The organism is Mycobacterium sp. 23, from assembly GCF_048287075.1.
GTDB lineage: Bacteria > Actinomycetota > Actinomycetes > Mycobacteriales > Mycobacteriaceae > Mycobacterium > Mycobacterium gordonae_B.
On record NZ_JBLVUX010000005.1, the window covers coordinates 1672092 to 1690007 of the forward strand.

The following is a 17916-nucleotide window of genomic DNA, read 5'->3' on the forward strand; positions in this document are numbered from 1 at the left end:
GCCCACCCCAGGTGGGCTGCCTTTTTCGTTGGCGTTGAACCAATCCGGGACCGCCGCCGTGCCGAATAACTGACATGTGGACCTTGGCGCTGATCGGCTTTCTCGGCGGTCTGATCACCGGCATCTCACCGTGCATCCTGCCGGTGCTGCCGGTGATCTTTTTCTCGGGTGCGAACAGCACCGCGCGCGAGGCGCCGGCTGCCGGCGCGGTCGGGGTCGCGGTCAAAGCCAAACCGACCCGGTCAGAGGCGTCGCGCCCCTATCGGGTGATCGGCGGCCTGGTGCTCAGTTTCAGTGTGGTGACGCTGCTCGGCTCGGCGTTGCTCTCGGCACTGCACCTGCCGCAGGACGCCATCCGCTGGGTGGCGCTCGTCGCGCTGGTGGCCATCGGGGCCGGTCTGATCTTCCCGCGTTTCGAGCAGCTGCTCGAGCGGCCTTTCTCCCGCATCCCGCAGAAGCAGATCGCCACGCGCGGAAACGGTTTCGGCCTCGGCCTGGCACTGGGGGTGCTGTACGTGCCGTGCGCGGGGCCGGTCCTGGCGGCGATCGTGGTGGCCGGGGCGACCGCGCAGATCGGCGCCGGAACCGTGGTGCTCACCGCCGCGTTCGCCGTCGGCGCCGCGTTGCCGCTGCTGTTCTTCGCGCTGGCCGGCCAACGAATCGCGCAGCGGGTCAGCGCGTTTCGGCGACGCCAGCGTGAGATCCGGATCGGCGCGGGAATCGTGACGATACTGCTGGCGGTGGCGCTGGTGTTCGACCTTCCGGCCGTGCTGCAGCGCGCCATTCCCGACTACACCGCATCCCTGCAGGAGAAGGTCGGCGGATCCAGCCAGGTTCAGGAGAAGCTCGGTGGCATCGTCACCGACCAGAACATGGCCCTGTCGAACTGCACCCAGGGCGGCACCAAGCTCGAGAACTGCGGCCCCGCACCTGATCTGCGGGGCATCACCAATTGGCTGAACACGCCGGGCAACCAGTCCATCGCACTGAAATCGTTGCGCGGCAAGGTCGTTCTGATCGACTTCTGGGCCTACTCGTGCATCAACTGCCAACGGGCCATCCCGCACGTGGTCGGCTGGTATCAGGCCTACAAGGACGCCGGCCTCGAGGCCATCGGTGTCCATACCCCGGAGTACGCGTTCGAGAAGGTGCCGGAGAACGTCGCCAAGGGCGCGGCCGATCTGGGGATCAAATACCCTGTGGCACTGGACAACAACTACTCGACGTGGACGAATTACCGCAATCGCTACTGGCCGGCCGAGTACCTGATCGACGCCAACGGCACAGTGCGGCATCTCAAGTTCGGCGAGGGCGGCTACGACGACACCGAACAGCTGATCAGGCAGTTGCTCGCCGATGCCAGACCCGGCGTCACGCTGCCCGGCCCCGTCGGCGCGCCCGACCTCACGCCGAAAGCGATCACCACTGCCGAGACCTACTTCGCCGTCGGTAAGGCCGTCAATTACGGCGGTGGCGGCGAGTACGACGAGGGCGCCCAGACGTTCCGCTATCCGCCCAACCTCGCCGCCGACAGCTTCGCCCTGAGCGGCCCTTGGGCGCTGGACTACCAGGGCGCCACGGCAACCGGCGACGACTCGGCCATCAGGCTCAATTACCACGCCAAGGACATCTACGTCGTGGTCGGCGGAACCGGCACGCTCACGGTGACCCGCAACGGCAAGCCCACCAGCGTGGCGGTCGACGGCCCGCCGACGTCGCATCAGATCGTTGCCGACCCCAGCCAGTCGTCGGGAACCATCGAGGTGCACCCCAGCAAGGGGCTGCAGGTTTTCTCCTTCACTTACGGCTGACGCCCATCCGGACATTCGTTGGCTCCGAATGCCTTGATGTCAGGGGTCTCACGGCACTCAACTACGAGGAGCAACTAATCATGAAGACGAAAACCTCAATGGCAGCAGCTGGTTTCGCAGCGGCGCTGATGTCCTGCGGCGTTGCGCTGGCTCCGACCGCGGCGGCCAGCGACCTGGTCGGTCCGGGATGCGCGGACTACGCCGCGGCCAACCCCACCGGACCCGCGTCGGTGCAGGGCATGTCGATGGTTCCCGTCACCGAGGCGGCGGCCAACAACCCGATGCTGACCACGCTGACGTCGGCGCTGTCCGGTCAGCTCAATCCGCAGGTGAACCTGGTCGACACCCTCAACAGCGGTCAGTACACGGTGTTCGCGCCGACCGATGCCGCGTTCGGCAAGCTGCCGCCGGCCACCATCGAGCAGCTCAAGACCGACTCGAATCTGCTGACCAGCATCCTGACCTACCACGTGGTCAGCGGGCAGGCCAGCCCCAGCCGGGTGATCGGCACCCACAAGACCTTGCAGGGCGCCAACGTGACGGTCACCGGCATGGGTAACAACCTGCGGGTCAACAACGCCGGCGTGGTCTGCGGCGGTGTGTCGACGGCGAACGCGCAGGTCTACATGATCGACACGGTGCTGATGCCGCCTGCGTGACAGCTGCGGCAGCTGCGTCGCGGCGATCCCTTCGGGTGGAGACCTGACCGCGGACGAACGGCCTGTGCCAGAATGTTCAGGCAGTGTCAGTCCGAGTGACAACCGGAGGGATCGCCGTGGCCAGTACTGAGGTGGAGCCGTACGCCGGCGTCGACGAGGCCGAGGTGCCGTCCGCGCGCTGGGGTTGGAGCCGTATCAACTACCGCACGTGGCATGCCGTCGGGATCTTCGTCGTCATCTTCCTGCTGGCGATGCTGCGCGGTAACCACGTCGGCCACGTCGAGGACTGGTTTCTGATCGGGTTCGCCGCGCTGTCGCTGTTCGTGCTGGTCCGCGACATCTGGGGTCGCCGGCGCGGCTGGCTCAGGTAGCCGGCGCGGCGACCGGGTCCCGGTGTATGTGAACGTCGCCGGACCCGCTGCGGACTTGCAGGACGAGGGTCTCGTCATCGCCCTCGGGTCCGTCGGCCGGTTGCAGCCGGTTGGTGACCATACCGGACCCGGTGACGATGTCGAACCGGACGGCGGTGCCCTTCGGAACGCCGACGGCCACTTCTCCGCTGCTGGTGTGCGCATCGACGACGCCCCGGACGCCGGATTCGATGATCACCGATCCCGAGGCGGTGCGTGACTTCACGGCACCGCACATGGCGTCGATGGACAGCGTTCCGCTGGCGCCCTTGAACTTCAGCTCGCCATCGAGCTTTTCCACACGCACTGAACCCGAGGACGTCGCGATCGACGCATAGCCCTCGATCGCCTGGGCAGCCAGGGATCCAGATGCGTTGGTCGCCTTCAGCTTTCCGCGTACCGCCTCGAGTTCCACGTCTCCGGTGGCGGTCGCGAGCCGCACATCGCTGTACTCGCCCTCGGCGTGCAGATCCGCTGATCCCAGCGTCGCATAGAGGCGCGACCGGGATGGCAGTGCGACCTCGATCTGCACGGCCCCGGCGCGGTGCCGCGCGCGTCTGGGGGTCGAGACCGTCAGCCGGCCGTCACGGAACTCGACGCGGACGTGCTCGGCAGCCCATACGTCGGCGTCGCAGGTTTCATCGTCCGGGCGCACCTGCACGGCGGTGTCAGCGCGCTCGGTCGCACTGAGCCGGACCGATCCCGCGCCGGCCTCGACTCGGACGCTGATCGGATCCGGGGTGGTGAATAACGACATTGCTTTCTCCTTGGTGAGTGTTCAGCGCGCCCAGCCGGTGAGGCGGTGCGCATTGCGAAGGGGCGGCCGGGCGGTGTTCCGTTCGCCCGCCGCCGCGGTGGCCGCGGCCCGTACCAACCAGCTGTTCAGCGAGGCACCGTCGCGGCGGGCGGCCGCTTCCACGGAGGCCCGTAACCGCTCCGGTAGCCGGAGGGTGACCCGCCAGGTGGCTCCGTGGTCATCGTCGTCGTCGAAGGACGGGACCAGCGGGGCGTTTGGGGCGTCGTCGACGCTGTCGGGTGGCGTGGTGACGACGAACTCCGGATCCCGGCCCCGCAGTCGAAGTTCGACCGAACCCGGGGCCAGTTCGCCGGTGATCTCCTCGCCGGCCGCCGACAGGGCTTCCAGCAGCGCCAGCCGCAGCGCGGATTCCAGCGGAGCGGTCAGCCGCTCGGCCAGCTCCTGCGCCTCTGCGCCGGCCGCCGAGGCGGCCAGATGCAGCTCGTTGCGGACGGTGTCGATGTACGGCTGCAAATCCACAGTGTCATGATGACACTACTTTGGTGTCATGTACAACCAGTTGTGGTGTCACGGCCACGGCGCCTCCGGCGCCAGGTGCCTGCCAGCGCGCCGACCAGCGCGATCGCCAGCACGAACACCCAGGGCCAGGCGCCGTGAGTGTGCACCCAACCGGCGACCGTGCCCTGCAGGCGGCCCGCGGCGGCGATCACCGCGTCCTCCGGGCTGGCGTTCGCGCCGAACAGCCGCACCTCGTACACGCCGTAATAGCTGACATAGGCGCCCACCAGGATCAAGAGGACACCGCTGAGCCGGTTGACGAACGGCAGGACCGCACGCATCCTGGCGACCACCGTCGAGCGGGCGGTTGCTGTCAGGATCGCCAGTGCACCGACGACCAGCGTCAACCCCGCGATGTAGGCGCCGTAGACCGCCACTCCGTCGAGCGCCGACCCGCTGCGCAGCCCGGCTCCGGTGACAGCCAGAAAAGGTCCGACCGTGCACGACAACGAGGCGATCGCGTAGCTGACGCCGTATCCGTAGAAGGAACCCAGCCGCGCGGTCGGCGCCCAGCGCGGGCCGAAAGGCGCCGGCCCGGTCAACTCCCGGCCCGACAACAACCAGGCGCCGAGCACGGTCAGCGCAACCCCGATCACCACCGTCACATACGGCAGGTAGCGCTGCACCGTGGACGCCGCAGCGATGGTCAGCACGCCGAACACGCCGAAGACCGTCATGAACCCGAGCGCCATTCCCAGCGTCGCGGCCAGCGCCCGCCCGGCGGCCGAGAGCGGGCTTGCCGATGGGCGAGCGCGTACGACCAGCAGCAGGTAAGCGGGCAGCATGGCGAATCCACACGGATTCAGCGCGGCCACCAGTCCGGCGGCGAAGGCCAAGCCGATCAGCGCGTGGTTCACCCTTAAGACGTCAGGGCGGCGACCCGGCCCTGCAGATCCTGCTGCGACATGGCCGAGGTGGTGTTGTTGACAAACGTGGAGGAGCCGTCGGGGCGGTAGAACACCCAGGCGGGCTGCCACGGCACGTTGTAGCGCGCCCAGATCGCGCCGTCCGCGTCATTGAGATTGGTGAAGTTCAGGCCGTACTTCGACACGAAGCCCTGCATCTGGCCAACGTCCGAATGGGCCGCGATGCCGACGAACGTGACGCCTGGATTGGCTGCGGCCACCTGGCTCAGGCTGGGGGCCTCGGCATTGCAGAACGGGCAGAACGGCGTCCAGAACCACAGCACCGCCGGCTTGCCCTGCAGGGTGGCGCCGTTGAACGGGGCACCGCTGAGGGTGGTCCCGGTGAAGTTCAAGCGGTCGTCCGCGGCCGTTGCGCGCGGGGCGGCCGCCAGGCCGAGCGTCAGGGCGACCGCGACAGCGGCGATCAACATCTTCAGGGGGAAATGCAGTTTCATGGCACACCTCTGTTCGCCGGCTTTGCTATGACGACGTATTGACGCCGGGGAAAGGTTCAAATCCTCGGCTGCCAGCTGTCCGCACGCGCAGGCCGAATGGCGCGCGCTCCAGCTACCCGCCACCGGCGGCCAGCTGTCCGCACCGCAGGCCGAACGGCGCGCGCTCCAGCTACCCGCCTCCGGCGGCCAGCTGTCCGCACGCCGCTGCGATCTCGCGGCCGCGGGTATCCCGCACCGTGCACGAAACACCCTGCGCGCGAACGCGTCTGACGAACTCCCGCTCCACCGGCTTGGGGCTGGCGTCCCAGTCGCTGCCCGGGGTGGGGTTCAGCGGAATCAAGTTCACATGCGCCAGCGCGCCCAGCGCGCGATGCAGCAGCTTACCCAGCAGGTCGGCCCGCCAGGGCTCGTCGTTGACGTCGCGGATCAGCGCGTACTCGATCGACACCCGCCGGCCGGTCACGTCGGCGTAGTAGCGGGCCGCCTCCAGTACCTCGCTGACCTTCCACCGGTTGTTGACCGGCACCAGCGTGTCACGCAGCTCGTCGTCGGGTGTATGCAGCGACACCGCCAGCGTCACCCCCAGCCGCTCGTCGGCCAGCTTGCGGATCGCCGGGGCCAGGCCCACCGTCGACACCGTCACCGAGCGCGCCGAAATCCCGAAGCCGGACGGCGGCGCCTCGGTGATGCGTCGCACCGCAGCCACCACCCGCGAATAGTTGGCCAGCGGCTCCCCCATGCCCATGAACACCACGTTGGACAACCGGTCGCCGAAGTCGTCGCGCAGGGCGACCGCCGCAGCCCGCACCTGCTCGAGGATCTCGGCCGTCGACAGGTTGCGGGTCAGCCCGCCCTGGCCGGTGGCACAGAACGGGCACGCCATGCCGCAACCGGCCTGCGAGGAGATGCACACGGTGTTGCGCTGCGGGTAACGCATCAGCACCGACTCGACGGTGGCGCCGTCGCCCGCCCGCCACAACGTCTTTCGCGTCTGGCCGGCATCGCAGGTGACCTCGCGCGCCGCGGTGAGCAACACGGGGAACAAGTTCGTCGCCACAGCATCGCGCGCCGCCGCGGGGAGGTCAGTCATCTGATGCGGATCGGCGATCAGCCGGCCGTAGTACTGGTTGGCGAGTTGCTTGGCCCGAAACCCGGGCAGCCCCAGTTCCGCGACGGCGTCCGCGCGGCCAGCCGCATCGAGGTCAGCCAGGTGCCGCGGCGGCTTGCCGCGGCGGGGCGCCTCGAACACCAACTCCTGGACCATGACCGGTCCAGTATCTCAGGGCAACAGCGTCAGCACGGTCCAGGCCGCCACCGCGGACGGCAGGATGCCGTCGAGGCGGTCCATCAGACCACCGTGGCCGGGCAGCAACCGGCCCATGTCCTTGATCCCCAGATCTCGTTTCACCTGGGATTCGATCAGGTCGCCGAGCGTGGTGGTGAGGACGAACAGCAAACCCAGCAGCGCGCCGACCCACCACAATTTGCCGGCGAGGAAGGTTGCCGTCAGGATCGTCGCGGTGATGCCGAAGACCAGCGATCCGCCGAACCCTTCCCAGGACTTCTTCGGGCTGATCATCGGAACCATCGGGTGCTTGCCGAATAAGGCCCCCACGGCGTACCCGCCGGTGTCCGAACACACGACGGCGATCATCATGCAGAACACCCATCCCGGGCCGTGCTTGGGGTCATAGACGAGCATCGCCGCGAACGACGCGAACAACGGGACCCAGACGCACAGAAAAACGGTGGCCGAGACGTCGCGCAGGTAGTTCCTCGCCGGCGGCACACCGTCGGCGCCCGCCACCTGATCCTCGCCGGCCGACTTCTCCTGCATGAACAGCCGCCAGATCATGCAGACCACGACCATGCCTCCGAAGCCGGCCAGCGCCCCGACGGCACGATACGGCCAGGTCAGCCAGACGGTCGCCTGCCCGCCGATCAGCAGCGGAATGACCGGAATCAGATACCCGGCCTCGCGCAGCCGCCGCACCACCTCGTGGCTGGCCACCACGGTGGCCAGGGCGCAGTACACCACCCAGACATGGGGAAACCACAGCAGCGTCGCGATGAGCACGGCGCCGATGCTGGCACCCACCGCGATTGCCGCCGGCAGATCGCGCCCGGCTCGGGAGGTCTTCTTCACCGGTTGGATGGAGACGTCACCCGGTTCGTCGGACGGGTTGCCGGCATCGGTGGTGGCCACGGACTTCAAGGGACTGGGCTGCGGGGTGGTCGCTAGACCTCCAGCAGCTCGCCTTCTTTGTGCTTCACCAGATCGTCGATCTGGGCGACGTACTGGTGGGTGGCCTTCTCCAGGTCCTTCTCCGCGCGCCCGACCTCATCCTCGCCGGCCTCGCCGTCTTTGCGGATGCGATGCAACTCCTCCATCGCCTTGCGGCGGATGTTGCGCACCGACACCCGGGCGTCCTCGCCCTTGGCCTTTGCCTGCTTGACCAGCTCGCGGCGACGCTCCTCGGTCAGCTGCGGTATGGCCACCCGGATGATCGTGCCGTCGTTGGTGGGGTTCACTCCCAGGTCTGAGTTGCGGATCGCCGCCTCGATGGCATTCAGCTGGCCGGCCTCGTACGGCTTGATGACCACCATCCGTGCCTCGGGGACATTGATGCTGGCCATCTGGGTGATCGGGGTCATCGCGCCGTAGTAGTCGATGGCGATGCGGGAGAACATGCCGGGGTTGGCACGACCGGTCCGGATGGTGGAGAGGTCGTCCCGGGCCACCGATACGGCCTTTTCCATCTTCTCCTCGGCATCGAAGAGAGCCTCGTCAATCACGTGCGCCGCTCCTGTTCTGGGCATACCCCCACATGGCTGCGTCCTTCCCGTCAGGTGGTGACCAGCGTCCCGATTTTCTCACCTGCCACCGCCCGCGCGATATTGCCGTCGGTCAGCAAGTTGAACACCAAAATCGGCATGCCATTGTCCATACAGAGACTGAAGGCCGTGGCATCGGCCACCCGCAGGCCGCGGTCGATCACTTCCCGGTGGCTGATGGCGGTCAGCAACTCGGCCTCGGGATTCTCCCTGGGGTCCTCGGCGAACACGCCGTCGACCGCCTTGGCCATCAGCACCACGTCCGCACCGATCTCCAGCGCCCGCTGTGCCGCGGTGGTGTCGGTGGAGAAGTAGGGCAGTCCCATACCGGCGCCGAAGATCACGACCCGGCCCTTCTCCAGGTGGCGCACCGCCCGCAGCGGCAGGTACGGCTCGGCCACCTGACCCATTGTGATCGCGGTCTGAACGCGGGTGGCGATGCCTTCCTTCTCCAGGAAGTCCTGCAGCGCAAGGCTGTTCATCACCGTTCCGAGCATGCCCATGTAGTCCGACCGGGTGCGCTCCATGCCGCGCTGTTGCAGCTGCGCACCGCGGAAGAAGTTGCCGCCACCGATCACCACCGCGACCTGAACGCCGCTGCGCACCACCTCGGCGATCTGCCGGGCCACCAGCGCGACGACGTCGGGATCCAACCCGACCTGCCCTCCACCGAACATCTCGCCGCCGAGCTTGAGCAGCACGCGTGAGTACTTCGACGACGAGCCGTTGGCGCTGGTCCTCGGGGCCGCCGAGCCGGCGGCTTGGGGCTCCCTGGACTCCGTCATCAGTCTCCTCGCATGAGAGTGCCATCCCGGTGACCACCCCGGAACGGCGCCTCTCATCCTGCCTCATTGTCCCGCTTCAGCGTGGGCGGGGTGCACAAACCGACCGCTCATGTTTGACCGCGGGACGGTTCGGGAATCCGCAGCACGCGGCGATGAACGAGGTCTTGAGAAGAAGGACCCGCATCGCCATGAAGCAGGCCGGTCGTTTCTTCGATCGGTGAATTCACCGCTGTACACCAACCGTCGCCGATGCGGCGACCAATGAGAGGAACACCATGGCGGACAGCAACTCGGGCCCGGCCGAAGCGGTCAAGGGCGTCGTCGAAGACGTCAAGGGCAAGGCCAAGGAGGCCATCGGCACCGTCACCGGTCGTGGTGACCTGGTCAACGAGGGCGAAGCGCAGCAGGACAAGGCGGAGGCCCAGCGCGACGCGGCGAAGAAGGAAGCCCAGGCAGAGGCCGCTCGCGGTGCCGCCGAGGTGGCCGAGGAGCGCCAGAAGTCCAACCAGTAGAGCTTGTCTCAAGGATGGGCCCGGTCTGTGTACACACGGACCGGGCCCATCGAACTTTGCGGGGAACTCGCCGTTTTGCGATACCAGCGGTATCAAAAATGGAATAATCGCACGCTGAACGGGGTATTCGACCCTCTGTCAGGTCACATCTCCACCGGAGGTGACGAACGAGCCGGGGTCGGGGGAAAGTCGGTGCGACTGTGGGCACCACCCTCAGAAGGTTGGGAGATGGCGGTTGGACGTTCTGCTGCTTACCAATCAGCCCGACTTCCAGTCCGCGCTGCCCGACCTGGACACCTTCGCCCTGACCGTCCGGGCAGCACCCCTGGGCGAGGGCGACATCAGCCTGACCGACGGCGCGGATGTCGCCATCATCGATGCCCGTGACGACCTGATCGCCGCCCGTTCGGCCTGTCGGCACCTGACGGCCAACCAACCAGCGCTGGCCGTCGTGGCCGTGGTCGCACCGGCCGACTTCGTCGAGGTGGACGTCGATTGGAACTTCGACGACGTGCTCCTGCCTGCTGCCCAAGCCGCCGAGTTGCAGGCGCGGCTGCGCCTGGCCATCACGCGCCGGCGCAAAGCCATCGGTGGCACGCTGCAGTTCGGCGACCTGATCCTGCACCCGGCCAGCTACACCGTGTCCCTGAACGGCAAGGATCTGGGCCTCACGCTGACCGAGTTCAGGCTGCTGAATTTCCTTGTGCAGCATGCCGGCCGGGCGTTCAGCCGGACGCGCCTCATGCATGAGGTCTGGGGCTACGAAAGCAATGGCAGGGTGCGCACGGTGGACGTGCACGTGCGACGGCTGCGCGCCAAGCTGGGCACCGAGCACGAGTCGATGGTCGACACCGTCCGAGGCGTGGGGTACATGGCGGTGTCGCCGCCGCAGCCGCGGTGGATCGTCGGCGAGCCGGTGCTCAATCCGGCGTGGTCCGGACTCGACCGCGACTCGATCGCCCAGTAGACCCTCAGCCGAACACCGGGAGGGCCCGCTTGCGGGCCAGCGCGTCCATTCCCCGCTGGATGCTGTCCTCAACCTCGCGATACTTGGCGTCGACGTAGTCTTCGTCCTCGGCGCGCTCGGGGTCGTGATCAAGTTCGATCGGCGGCATGAATCGGGTCCTGATCTTGGCGGGTAACGGCAACTGCGGCAGCGCGGCCGGTGCGATACCCCAGGGCAGTGAGATCGCCACCGGGAACACCTTGAGCCGTAGTAGCTTGTCCAGCCGCAACATTCGCGACAGCCGGTCGCCTCGGATCAGCACCGGCATGGCGTCGGCCCCACCAACGGTGGCGATCGGCACGATGGGCACTCCGGCGCGGATCGCCATTTTCACAAACCCCTTGCGGCCGGCCAGATTAGCGCAGTCGCGCTCCGCCCACGGACGCAACGAGTCCACTTCTCCCCCGGGCCACAACGCCACATCGCGGCCTTCGGCCAGCGCGGTCGCGATCGCGTCCGGTGCGGCGGGCAGCACCCCCATGGAGCGGAAGTACCGTCCGATGCCCGGAATGGCCATCAGCGCGTCGTGCGCGGTGCCGTGCAACGGACGGTCGGGGCCGAACCGTCGCCACCATTGCAGGCCGACGGTCCATGCGTCCCAGACAAACGGGGCACCCGAATGAATTCCGATCAGCAGCACCGGTGCCTGTCCGACGTTTTCCCAGCCGTCGATCTCCATCCGAAACCAGTAGTCCACCAGCGCGTTCCAGAAGAACTTCTGCCGGTGCATGGTGGCTTCGTCCTGGCCATCCAGATCCCAGTCGCCGGCGCGCTGTGCCACCCAGCCGCTCACTCCGCCGTCCTGCTTGTCGCGCTTCTCCTGCATCGCTGCGCGCGCATCGTCGGCGAATCGCTGCGCCTGGTCGACAACTTCGCCGGGCCGGTGGTCTGTGCTGTGGGTCATAGCGAGCGCATACCCAGATCGCGCATAGACAACTCATATAGCGGCACATTGCGGCGCCCGAACAGCAACCTCCCCGCGCCATGGCCGTGGCGCGGGGAGGGGGCAATGCTGATCAGCTGTGATTAGCTCTGCTGGACAGGCGCACTGGGAGCCATACCGGGCGCCGGGTTCGGCTGGCCGGGGTTCGGCTGGCCGGGCATGGTGTTCGGCTGGCCGACGTTCGGCTGGCCGGGCATGGTGTTCGGCTGGCCGACGTTCGGCTGCTGACCCGGAATCGAGTTCGGAGCCGGGGCACCCGCCGGGTTGGTGTCCCACACCAGCACGTCCTGCATGCCGTCGTTGTAGACGACCTCGGTCGGCGCCGCACCCGTCACGTCGAAGTAGACCTTGCCGTTGGAGGTGCCGCCCTGGGTGATCGGGGCGGGGCTGAGGCCCTGCGGGGTGGCCGGCGCGCTGATCACGCGGTAGGTCTGCTCACCGGCGCGGGCGTTGAAGTTGGACACGACGGGTGTCACCACGCCGCTGTTCGCGCGGGCGTTGATGTCGGCCTGCCACAGCTGACCCTGCGGGGTGTAACCGGGGATGGTCACGCCGGCGGGCTGCAGGTTGCTGACGGTGTAGTCAGTGACCAGCGGGCCGTCGACCAGCGTCTGGGGGGTACCGAGTCCCTCGGGCACACCGGGGGTGGCCGAGGCGGCCGCGGCACCGAACAGGCTTACCGCCGCTATTCCCGCGGCAGCGATTGCAGTCTTAGCAGTGGTGGTGGTGAACTTCACGCTGAATCCTCTCCGTTGGTGTCGTTCGAGGCGGCGTGCGTCCTGCGTTGGGCACTCAACCGCACTCGGTTCGCATTGCCGGTGATACGCGGGCTCAAACACCCCGCAAACACCCATTGCCGCGCAAATCGTCCCAAGCGGCCCTTCTAGCTGGGAAAACGGCGCAAAATTGATTTGGGCCACACTTCCTGCCGGGCCCACTCGCGTAACTCCGGTCACCCATTTACCGATGCGCAATTTGACATGAGATTGCGCAATTAGCGAAATAACGCGCATTTGTTGCCGGACTTTCCGCTGGACTGCGTGTATGTCAATATCCCTGATATGGGTTCGGTCCAGGATGCGCCGCTGGGATATCTGCTGTACCGGGTGACGGTCGCGCTGCGGCCCGAGGTGACCGCGGCGCTGAGCCCGCTCGGGCTCACACTGCCGGAATTCGTGTGCCTGCGCATTTTGTCCATGACGCCGGGTCTGTCGAGCGCCGAACTCGCCCGCCACGCCGGTGTCACGCCCCAGGCCATGAATACGGTGCTGCGCAAACTCGAAGACCTCGGCGCAGTGGCGCGACCGGCGTCGGTGTCCTCGGGCCGTGCCTTGCCGGCGTCGCTGACCGGCGCCGGCCAGGAATTGCTGCGGCGGGCCGAGGCCGTGGTGCACGCCGCGGACGCCCGCATCCTGGGCAGGCTGAGCGAGAGTCAGCAGCGCGAGTTCAAAAGCATGCTGGAGCAGCTCGGATCCGACTGAGCTAGTGGTGGATCCGGGCCCACGGCCGGGCCTCTTCGAGCTCATAGGCCAACTCCAGGAGCCGTGCCTCGCGCCCGGTGTCGGCCGCCAGCATCATGCCCACCGGCAGACCGTCGGCGGACTCAGCCAGCGGCAACGAGATCGCGGGTTCACCGGTCACATTCTGTAGCGGCGTGAACGCGACCCAGTTGATCAGCCGATCGATGACCTGGTCATAGTCGGTGGGCGCCAGGTAACCGACCGAGGGTGTTTCCTCGGCGAGCGTCGGAGTGAGCAGCACGTCGTAGTCGCCGAAGAAGCGGGCGCTGCGGCGCCTGAGCCCGCGTAGCCGCGCGATGGCCAGTGGAAGCCGGTGGATGTTGCGCCGGGTATGGCGCGCCAGTCCCAGCGTCAGGTTGTCCAGCCTGGTGCGGTCGAAGCTGTCGCCGAACAGGCGGCGGCCGGTGCCGACCTGGGCGAAGGCAAGGAAACCCCAGTACAGGACGAAGTCGTCGACGAAGCTGGCCGGCACCCAGTCGTTGTCGATGTACTCGACGTGGTGTCCCAGCTCCTCCAGCAGTGCGGCCGACTTCAGGGTCGCGTCCTTGACCTCGGGACTCGCCTCTCTGAGGACCGAGCTGGTCACCGCGGCGATCTTCAGCCGCCGCGTGCCCGGTCCCGTCACATCGCCGATCGGCGGCAGCTTGGGGTTGCGCCACAGCCGCTCGGCCTCGCGGTAGAAGGCCGCGGTGTCCCGCACCGAGCGGGTGAGCACGCCGTTGGCGACGATGCCCACCGGCAGGCGCCGATACTGCGGGTCCAGGGGCATCCGTCCGCGGGACGGCTTGAGGCCCACCAGCCCGTTGCACGCCGCGGGAATCCGGATGGACCCGCCGCCGTCGTTGGCATGCGCGATGGGCACCACGCCCGCGGCGACGAACGCCCCCGAACCCGAGGACGACGCGCCGGCGGTGTGGTCGGTGTTCCACGGGTTGCGGACCGGTCCCAGCCGCGGATGTTCGGCCGCCGCGCTGAACCCGAATTCCGACAGCTGGGTCTTGCCGACCGAGATCAGCCCGGTGTCGAGCACCACCCTGGTGACAGCGCTGTCAGCTCGCGCGGGGCGCGGCTGCCATGCGTCGGTGCCGCTCATCGTCGGCTGTCCGGCGACGTCGATGTTGTCCTTGATCAACGTCGGCACTCCGGCGAAGTAGCCTTCGCCGGAGCGTCCGGTTGCCGCCCTGGCCTCGTCGAATGCCCGGAAGGCCAGGGCGTTCAACTCGGGGTTTACGGCCTCCGCGCGCGCGATGGCGGCCTCGACGGCTTCGGCCCGGTCCACGCGGCCGCTCCGGATCGCGTCGGCGAGACCGACAGCGTCCAGGTCGCCGAGCGCGTCGTCGCCGAAAGCGTGTACCCGGGCCATGAGTCGGGCTAGGCCTGACCCACCTCGAAGCGCACGAACCGCGTCACGGTGACGCCCGCCTCGTCGAGCAGCGCCTTGACCGACTTCTTGTTGTCGGACACCGACGGCTGCTCGAGCAGCACCGAGTCCTTGAAGAAGCCGTTGAGGCGGCCCTCGACGATCTTGGGCAGCGCCTGCTCCGGCTTGCCCTCGGCCTTGGCAGTCTCCTCGGCGATGCGACGCTCGCTGGCCACCACGTCCTCGGGGACGTCGTCGCGCGACAGGTAGCGCGCCTTGAGCGCGGCGATCTGCAGCGCGACCGAGTGGGCCGCGTCGTTATCGGTGCCCTCGAACTCGACCAGCACGCCGACGGCCGGCGGCAGGTCGGCGGCGCGCTTGTGCAGGTAGGTTTCGACGTTTCCGTCGAAGTACTGCACCCGGCGCAGCTCCAGCTTCTCGCCGATCTTGGCCGACAGCTCCGCGATGGCCTGCTCGACGGTCTTGTCGCCGATGCTGGCTGCTTTGAGGCTCTCGACGTCGGCGGCCTTGGACTCCAGAGCGGCGTTGACGACCTGGTCGGCCAGTGCCTGGAACTCCGCGTTCTTGGCGACGAAGTCGGTCTCGGAGTTCAGCTCGATCAGCGCACCCTGCTTGGCGGCGACCAGACCTTCGGCCGTCGCGCGCTCGGCGCGCTTGCCGACGTCCTTGGCGCCCTTGATCCGCAGCGCCTCGACCGCCTTATCGAAGTCGCCGTCCGAGTCGGCCAGCGCGTTCTTGCAGTCGAGCATTCCAGCACCGGTCAGCTCCCGAAGTCGTTTGACGTCGGCAGCGGTGAAATTCGCCAATGCTCAGCCTTTCTTGAGATATCTCAGGATGCGTCTGTAGTGGGTTCGGGGGTGCCGGCCGCTTCGGTCGCGGCGGTGGCGGCGGCGCCGGCGAGCAGCTCCTGCTCCCACTCCGGCAACGGCTCCGCCGCTTCGGCCTCCGGCTTGCCGTCGCCGCGGCCCAGCCCGGCGCGGGCCTGCAGGCCCTCGGCGACCGCGGAGGCGATCACCTTTGTCAGCAGGGCGGCCGAGCGGATCGCGTCGTCGTTACCCGGGATCGGGTAGTCGACCTCGTCGGGGTCGCAGTTGGTGTCCAGGATCGCGATGACCGGGATGCCGAGCTTGCGTGCCTCGCCGACGGCGATGTGCTCCTTGTTGGTGTCGACGACCCAGATCGCCGACGGCACCTTGGCCATGTCGCGGATACCACCGAGGCTGCGTTCCAGCTTGTTCTTCTCGCGGGTCAGCATCAGGATTTCCTTCTTGGTGCGACCCTCGAAGCCACCGGTCTGCTCCATCGCCTCGAGTTCCTTGAGGCGCTGCAGCCGCTTGTGCACGGTGGAGAAGTTGGTGAGCATGCCGCCCAGCCAGCGCTGGTTCACGTAGGGCATGCCGACGCGGGTCGCCTCGGCCGCGACGGACTCCTGCGCCTGCTTCTTGGTTCCAACGAACATGACGCTGCCGCCGTGGGCGACCGTCTCTTTGACGAACTCGTACGCCTTGTCGATGTAGGTCAGCGTCTGCTGCAGGTCGATGATGTAGATGCCGTTGCGGTCGGTGAAGATGAACCGCTTCATCTTGGGATTCCAGCGACGGGTCTGGTGCCCGAAGTGGGTGCCGCTGTCAAGCAGCTGTTTCATGGTCACAACAGCCATGGCAATGCCCAGCTTTCAATGTCGGTTGTCGCCCGGAATCGGTTGAGCCCGGGCCCTGGCGTCTGCTGCGTCGCCGAACCCGCGTCCGGTTTTGGACCGGGCTACGGGACCGCTCGGCATGCTGGTGCGGGTCCCTCAAGTACCGGGCCGCGATGCAGGCGCGCGAAGTCAGCCCGCTTTCACGAGCTGCGTTGTGGAGTTTACACCGTTGCGGTGAGTGCTTTTCCCCGCTGCCCACAGGGGCCTGACCCGTCCACAGTGCCCGGCCGGGCGACTGGCCGGCGTCGGGTGCCGGCGGTGCGATACGCGGGTGCGATGGCTCTTTCTGGTCCTGGCCCTGCTGTGGGCGCTGCACAACGCGCCCCCGGCCGACGCCTCCGGCGGGCGGTTGCAGTGGCCGCTGCGTCCTGCGCCGGCGGTGTTGCGGGTGTTCGACGCGCCGTCGCCCAACTGGCAGGCCGGGCACCGCGGCGTGGACCTGGCGGGCGCTGCGGGCCAGCCGGTGTACGCGGCGGCGGATGCGACGGTGGTGTTCGCCGGCCTGCTGGCCGGCCTGCCGGTGGTGTCGCTGGGCCACCCCGGCGGCCTGCATACCAGCTACCAGCCGGTGCGCGCGAGGGTGCGGGCCGGTCAGGCGGTGGCATCCGGGACGGTCATCGGTGAGCTGCTGGCCGGGCACGCCGGCTGCCCGATAGCGGCGTGTCTGCACTGGGGCGCAATGTGGGGTCCGGCGTCGCGCGCCGACTACGTCGACCCGCTGGGACTGCTGGCGGCGACGCCGGTGCGGCTCAAGCCGCTGACGGGTCAGGCCCGTGGGTGCGCCTGGTCATGCACCGCCCGCAGCCGGGCGACCGCGACGTGGGTGTAGAGCTGCGTGGTGGCCAGGCTGGAATGGCCGAGCAATTCCTGGACCACCCGCAGATCCGCTCCCCCTTCGAGCAGATGGGTGGCCGCGCTGTGCCGCAGCCCGTGCGGACCCATGTCCGGTGCGCCGTCCACCGCGGCGACGGTCTGGTGCACCACCGTGCGTGCCTGCCGCACGTCGAGCCGGCGGCCGCGGGCGCCCAGCAGCAGCGCGGGCCCCGACTCGGCGGTAACCAGCGCCGGACGCCCGTCGCACAGCCAGGCCCGCAGCGCCTCGGCGGCGGGCTGCCCGAACGGCGCGGTGCGCTGCTTGTTGCCCTTTCCGAGCACCCGCACCACCCGGTGCGCGGTGTCGACGTCGTCGACGTCCAGGCCGCACAGTTCGCTGACCCGGATTCCGGTGGCGTACAGCAGTTCCGCGATCAGGCGGTCGCGCAGGGCCAGCGGGTCGCCCTGTTCTGCTCCCGATTTGGCGGCCGTCATGGCGGCCAGCGCCTGATCCTGGCGCAGCACCGACGGCAGCGTGCGGTGGGCTTTGGGCACTTGCAGCCGGGCGGCGGGATCGGTGGTGAGCAAGCCGCGGCGCAGCGCCCACGCCGTGAAGGCCTTCACCGAGGAGGTGCGGCGGGCCAGGGTCGTGCGGGCTGCCCCCGCGCCGGCGGCACTGGCCAGCCAGGACCGCAGCACCGGCAGGCTCAGGGTCTGCAGGTCGGATCCGCGCTCGGCCAGAAAGTCGAACAGCGACCGCAGGTCGCCGAGGTAGGCGCGGCGGGTGTGCGCCGAACGGCCGCACTGCAGTTCCAGGTATTCGTCGAATTCGTCGAGGACCGCCTGCACTCCCCCACGCTGACAGAT

General features: G+C 68.1%; 21 protein-coding genes. 7 read left to right on the forward strand and 14 right to left on the reverse strand.

The window, feature by feature from the left end; genetic code table 11:
- The first annotated feature begins 74 nt into the window (after positions 1 to 74).
- The 3 genes from ACNQS7_RS08705 (at position 75) to ACNQS7_RS08715 (ending at position 2841) form a co-directional block, all read left to right on the forward strand.
- Positions 75 to 1811: a cytochrome c biogenesis protein DipZ gene (locus ACNQS7_RS08705; RefSeq protein ID WP_418012240.1), complete on the forward strand. Its 1737-nt coding sequence runs from the start codon at positions 75 to 77 to the stop codon at positions 1809 to 1811.
- A gap of 80 nt (positions 1812 to 1891) precedes the next feature.
- Positions 1892 to 2470, forward strand: coding sequence for a fasciclin domain-containing protein (locus ACNQS7_RS08710; RefSeq protein ID WP_418012241.1), 579 nt, complete (start codon positions 1892 to 1894; stop codon positions 2468 to 2470).
- A 116-nt stretch (positions 2471 to 2586) separates the two neighbouring features.
- Positions 2587 to 2841, forward strand: a complete 255-nt coding sequence (locus ACNQS7_RS08715; RefSeq protein ID WP_418012242.1) for a DUF2631 domain-containing protein — start codon at positions 2587 to 2589, stop codon at positions 2839 to 2841.
- On the opposite strand, the gene ACNQS7_RS08720 is transcribed toward ACNQS7_RS08715, so the two are convergent.
- From ACNQS7_RS08720 to pyrH, 8 genes are all read right to left on the reverse strand, one after another.
- Complete coding sequence (locus ACNQS7_RS08720; protein WP_418012243.1) at positions 2834 to 3637, reverse strand: DUF4097 family beta strand repeat-containing protein; 804 nt, start codon at positions 3635 to 3637, stop codon at positions 2834 to 2836. The two genes, ACNQS7_RS08715 and ACNQS7_RS08720, sit on opposite strands and share 8 nt — an antisense overlap.
- A 21-nt stretch (positions 3638 to 3658) precedes the next feature.
- A complete protein-coding gene (locus tag ACNQS7_RS08725; protein WP_418012244.1) occupies positions 3659 to 4156 on the reverse strand; it encodes a histidine kinase in 498 nt (165 codons plus the stop codon).
- A 26-nt stretch (positions 4157 to 4182) separates the two neighbouring features.
- Positions 4183 to 5052 carry a cytochrome c biogenesis CcdA family protein gene (locus tag ACNQS7_RS08730; protein ID WP_418012245.1) on the reverse strand — a complete coding sequence of 290 codons (870 nt, stop codon included), beginning with the start codon at positions 5050 to 5052 and terminating at the stop codon, positions 4183 to 4185.
- A 2-nt stretch (positions 5053 to 5054) separates the two neighbouring features.
- A complete protein-coding gene (locus tag ACNQS7_RS08735; RefSeq protein ID WP_418012246.1) occupies positions 5055 to 5555 on the reverse strand; it encodes a protein disulfide oxidoreductase in 501 nt (166 codons plus the stop codon).
- A 169-nt stretch (positions 5556 to 5724) separates the two neighbouring features.
- Complete coding sequence (rlmN, locus tag ACNQS7_RS08740) at positions 5725 to 6819, reverse strand: 23S rRNA (adenine(2503)-C(2))-methyltransferase RlmN (RefSeq protein ID WP_418012247.1); 1095 nt, start codon at positions 6817 to 6819, stop codon at positions 5725 to 5727.
- Positions 6820 to 6834: 15 nt separating this feature from the next.
- Complete coding sequence (locus ACNQS7_RS08745; protein WP_418012248.1) at positions 6835 to 7761, reverse strand: phosphatidate cytidylyltransferase; 927 nt, start codon at positions 7759 to 7761, stop codon at positions 6835 to 6837.
- Positions 7762 to 7793: 32 nt separating this feature from the next.
- Positions 7794 to 8351, reverse strand: coding sequence for a ribosome recycling factor (frr, locus tag ACNQS7_RS08750; RefSeq protein ID WP_055577586.1), 558 nt, complete (start codon positions 8349 to 8351; stop codon positions 7794 to 7796).
- A 50-nt stretch (positions 8352 to 8401) separates the two neighbouring features.
- Positions 8402 to 9175, reverse strand: coding sequence for a UMP kinase (pyrH, locus tag ACNQS7_RS08755; protein ID WP_065043799.1), 774 nt, complete (start codon positions 9173 to 9175; stop codon positions 8402 to 8404).
- Between the two features lie 275 nt (positions 9176 to 9450).
- Between pyrH and ACNQS7_RS08760 the strand changes: the two genes are divergently transcribed.
- Both ACNQS7_RS08760 and ACNQS7_RS08765 read left to right on the forward strand, forming a co-directional pair.
- A complete protein-coding gene (locus tag ACNQS7_RS08760) occupies positions 9451 to 9687 on the forward strand; it encodes a CsbD family protein (protein WP_065043798.1) in 237 nt (78 codons plus the stop codon).
- A gap of 235 nt (positions 9688 to 9922) precedes the next feature.
- The gene (locus ACNQS7_RS08765; RefSeq protein ID WP_418012249.1) at positions 9923 to 10654 is read left to right on the forward strand and encodes a winged helix-turn-helix domain-containing protein; all 732 of its coding nucleotides are present in this window, start codon (positions 9923 to 9925) and stop codon (positions 10652 to 10654) included.
- A 4-nt stretch (positions 10655 to 10658) separates the two neighbouring features.
- On the opposite strand, the gene ACNQS7_RS08770 is transcribed toward ACNQS7_RS08765, so the two are convergent.
- Entirely contained in the window at positions 10659 to 11597 is a 939-nt protein-coding gene (locus tag ACNQS7_RS08770; RefSeq protein WP_418012250.1) for a lysophospholipid acyltransferase family protein, read from the reverse strand.
- Positions 11598 to 11719: 122 nt separating this feature from the next.
- On the reverse strand, positions 11720 to 12373 hold the full coding sequence (locus tag ACNQS7_RS08775) for a DUF1942 domain-containing protein (protein WP_418012251.1): 654 nt from the start codon (positions 12371 to 12373) through the stop codon (positions 11720 to 11722).
- Between the two features lie 324 nt (positions 12374 to 12697).
- On the opposite strand from ACNQS7_RS08775, the gene ACNQS7_RS08780 reads away from it, so the two are divergent.
- A complete protein-coding gene (locus ACNQS7_RS08780) occupies positions 12698 to 13117 on the forward strand; it encodes a MarR family winged helix-turn-helix transcriptional regulator (protein WP_418012252.1) in 420 nt (139 codons plus the stop codon).
- 1 nt (position 13118) lies between these two features.
- Here ACNQS7_RS08780 and ACNQS7_RS08785 read toward each other — a convergent pair whose 3' ends face one another.
- From ACNQS7_RS08785 to rpsB, 3 genes are read right to left on the reverse strand one after another with little or no spacing between them, the layout of a single operon-like run.
- Positions 13119 to 14519, reverse strand: coding sequence for an amidase (locus ACNQS7_RS08785; RefSeq protein ID WP_418012253.1), 1401 nt, complete (start codon positions 14517 to 14519; stop codon positions 13119 to 13121).
- 8 nt (positions 14520 to 14527) lie between these two features.
- Positions 14528 to 15343: a translation elongation factor Ts gene (gene tsf / locus ACNQS7_RS08790; RefSeq protein ID WP_310785495.1), complete on the reverse strand. Its 816-nt coding sequence runs from the start codon at positions 15341 to 15343 to the stop codon at positions 14528 to 14530.
- A gap of 23 nt (positions 15344 to 15366) precedes the next feature.
- Entirely contained in the window at positions 15367 to 16197 is an 831-nt protein-coding gene (rpsB, locus tag ACNQS7_RS08795) for a 30S ribosomal protein S2 (RefSeq protein WP_055577542.1), read from the reverse strand.
- A gap of 310 nt (positions 16198 to 16507) precedes the next feature.
- Between rpsB and ACNQS7_RS08800 the strand changes: the two genes are divergently transcribed.
- Complete coding sequence (locus ACNQS7_RS08800) at positions 16508 to 17065, forward strand: M23 family metallopeptidase (protein ID WP_418012254.1); 558 nt, start codon at positions 16508 to 16510, stop codon at positions 17063 to 17065.
- Here ACNQS7_RS08800 and ACNQS7_RS08805 read toward each other — a convergent pair.
- Positions 17002 to 17898 carry a tyrosine recombinase XerC gene (locus ACNQS7_RS08805; protein WP_418012255.1) on the reverse strand — a complete coding sequence of 299 codons (897 nt, stop codon included), beginning with the start codon at positions 17896 to 17898 and terminating at the stop codon, positions 17002 to 17004. The two genes, ACNQS7_RS08800 and ACNQS7_RS08805, sit on opposite strands and share 64 nt — an antisense overlap.
- Positions 17899 to 17916: the final 18 nt, after the last annotated feature.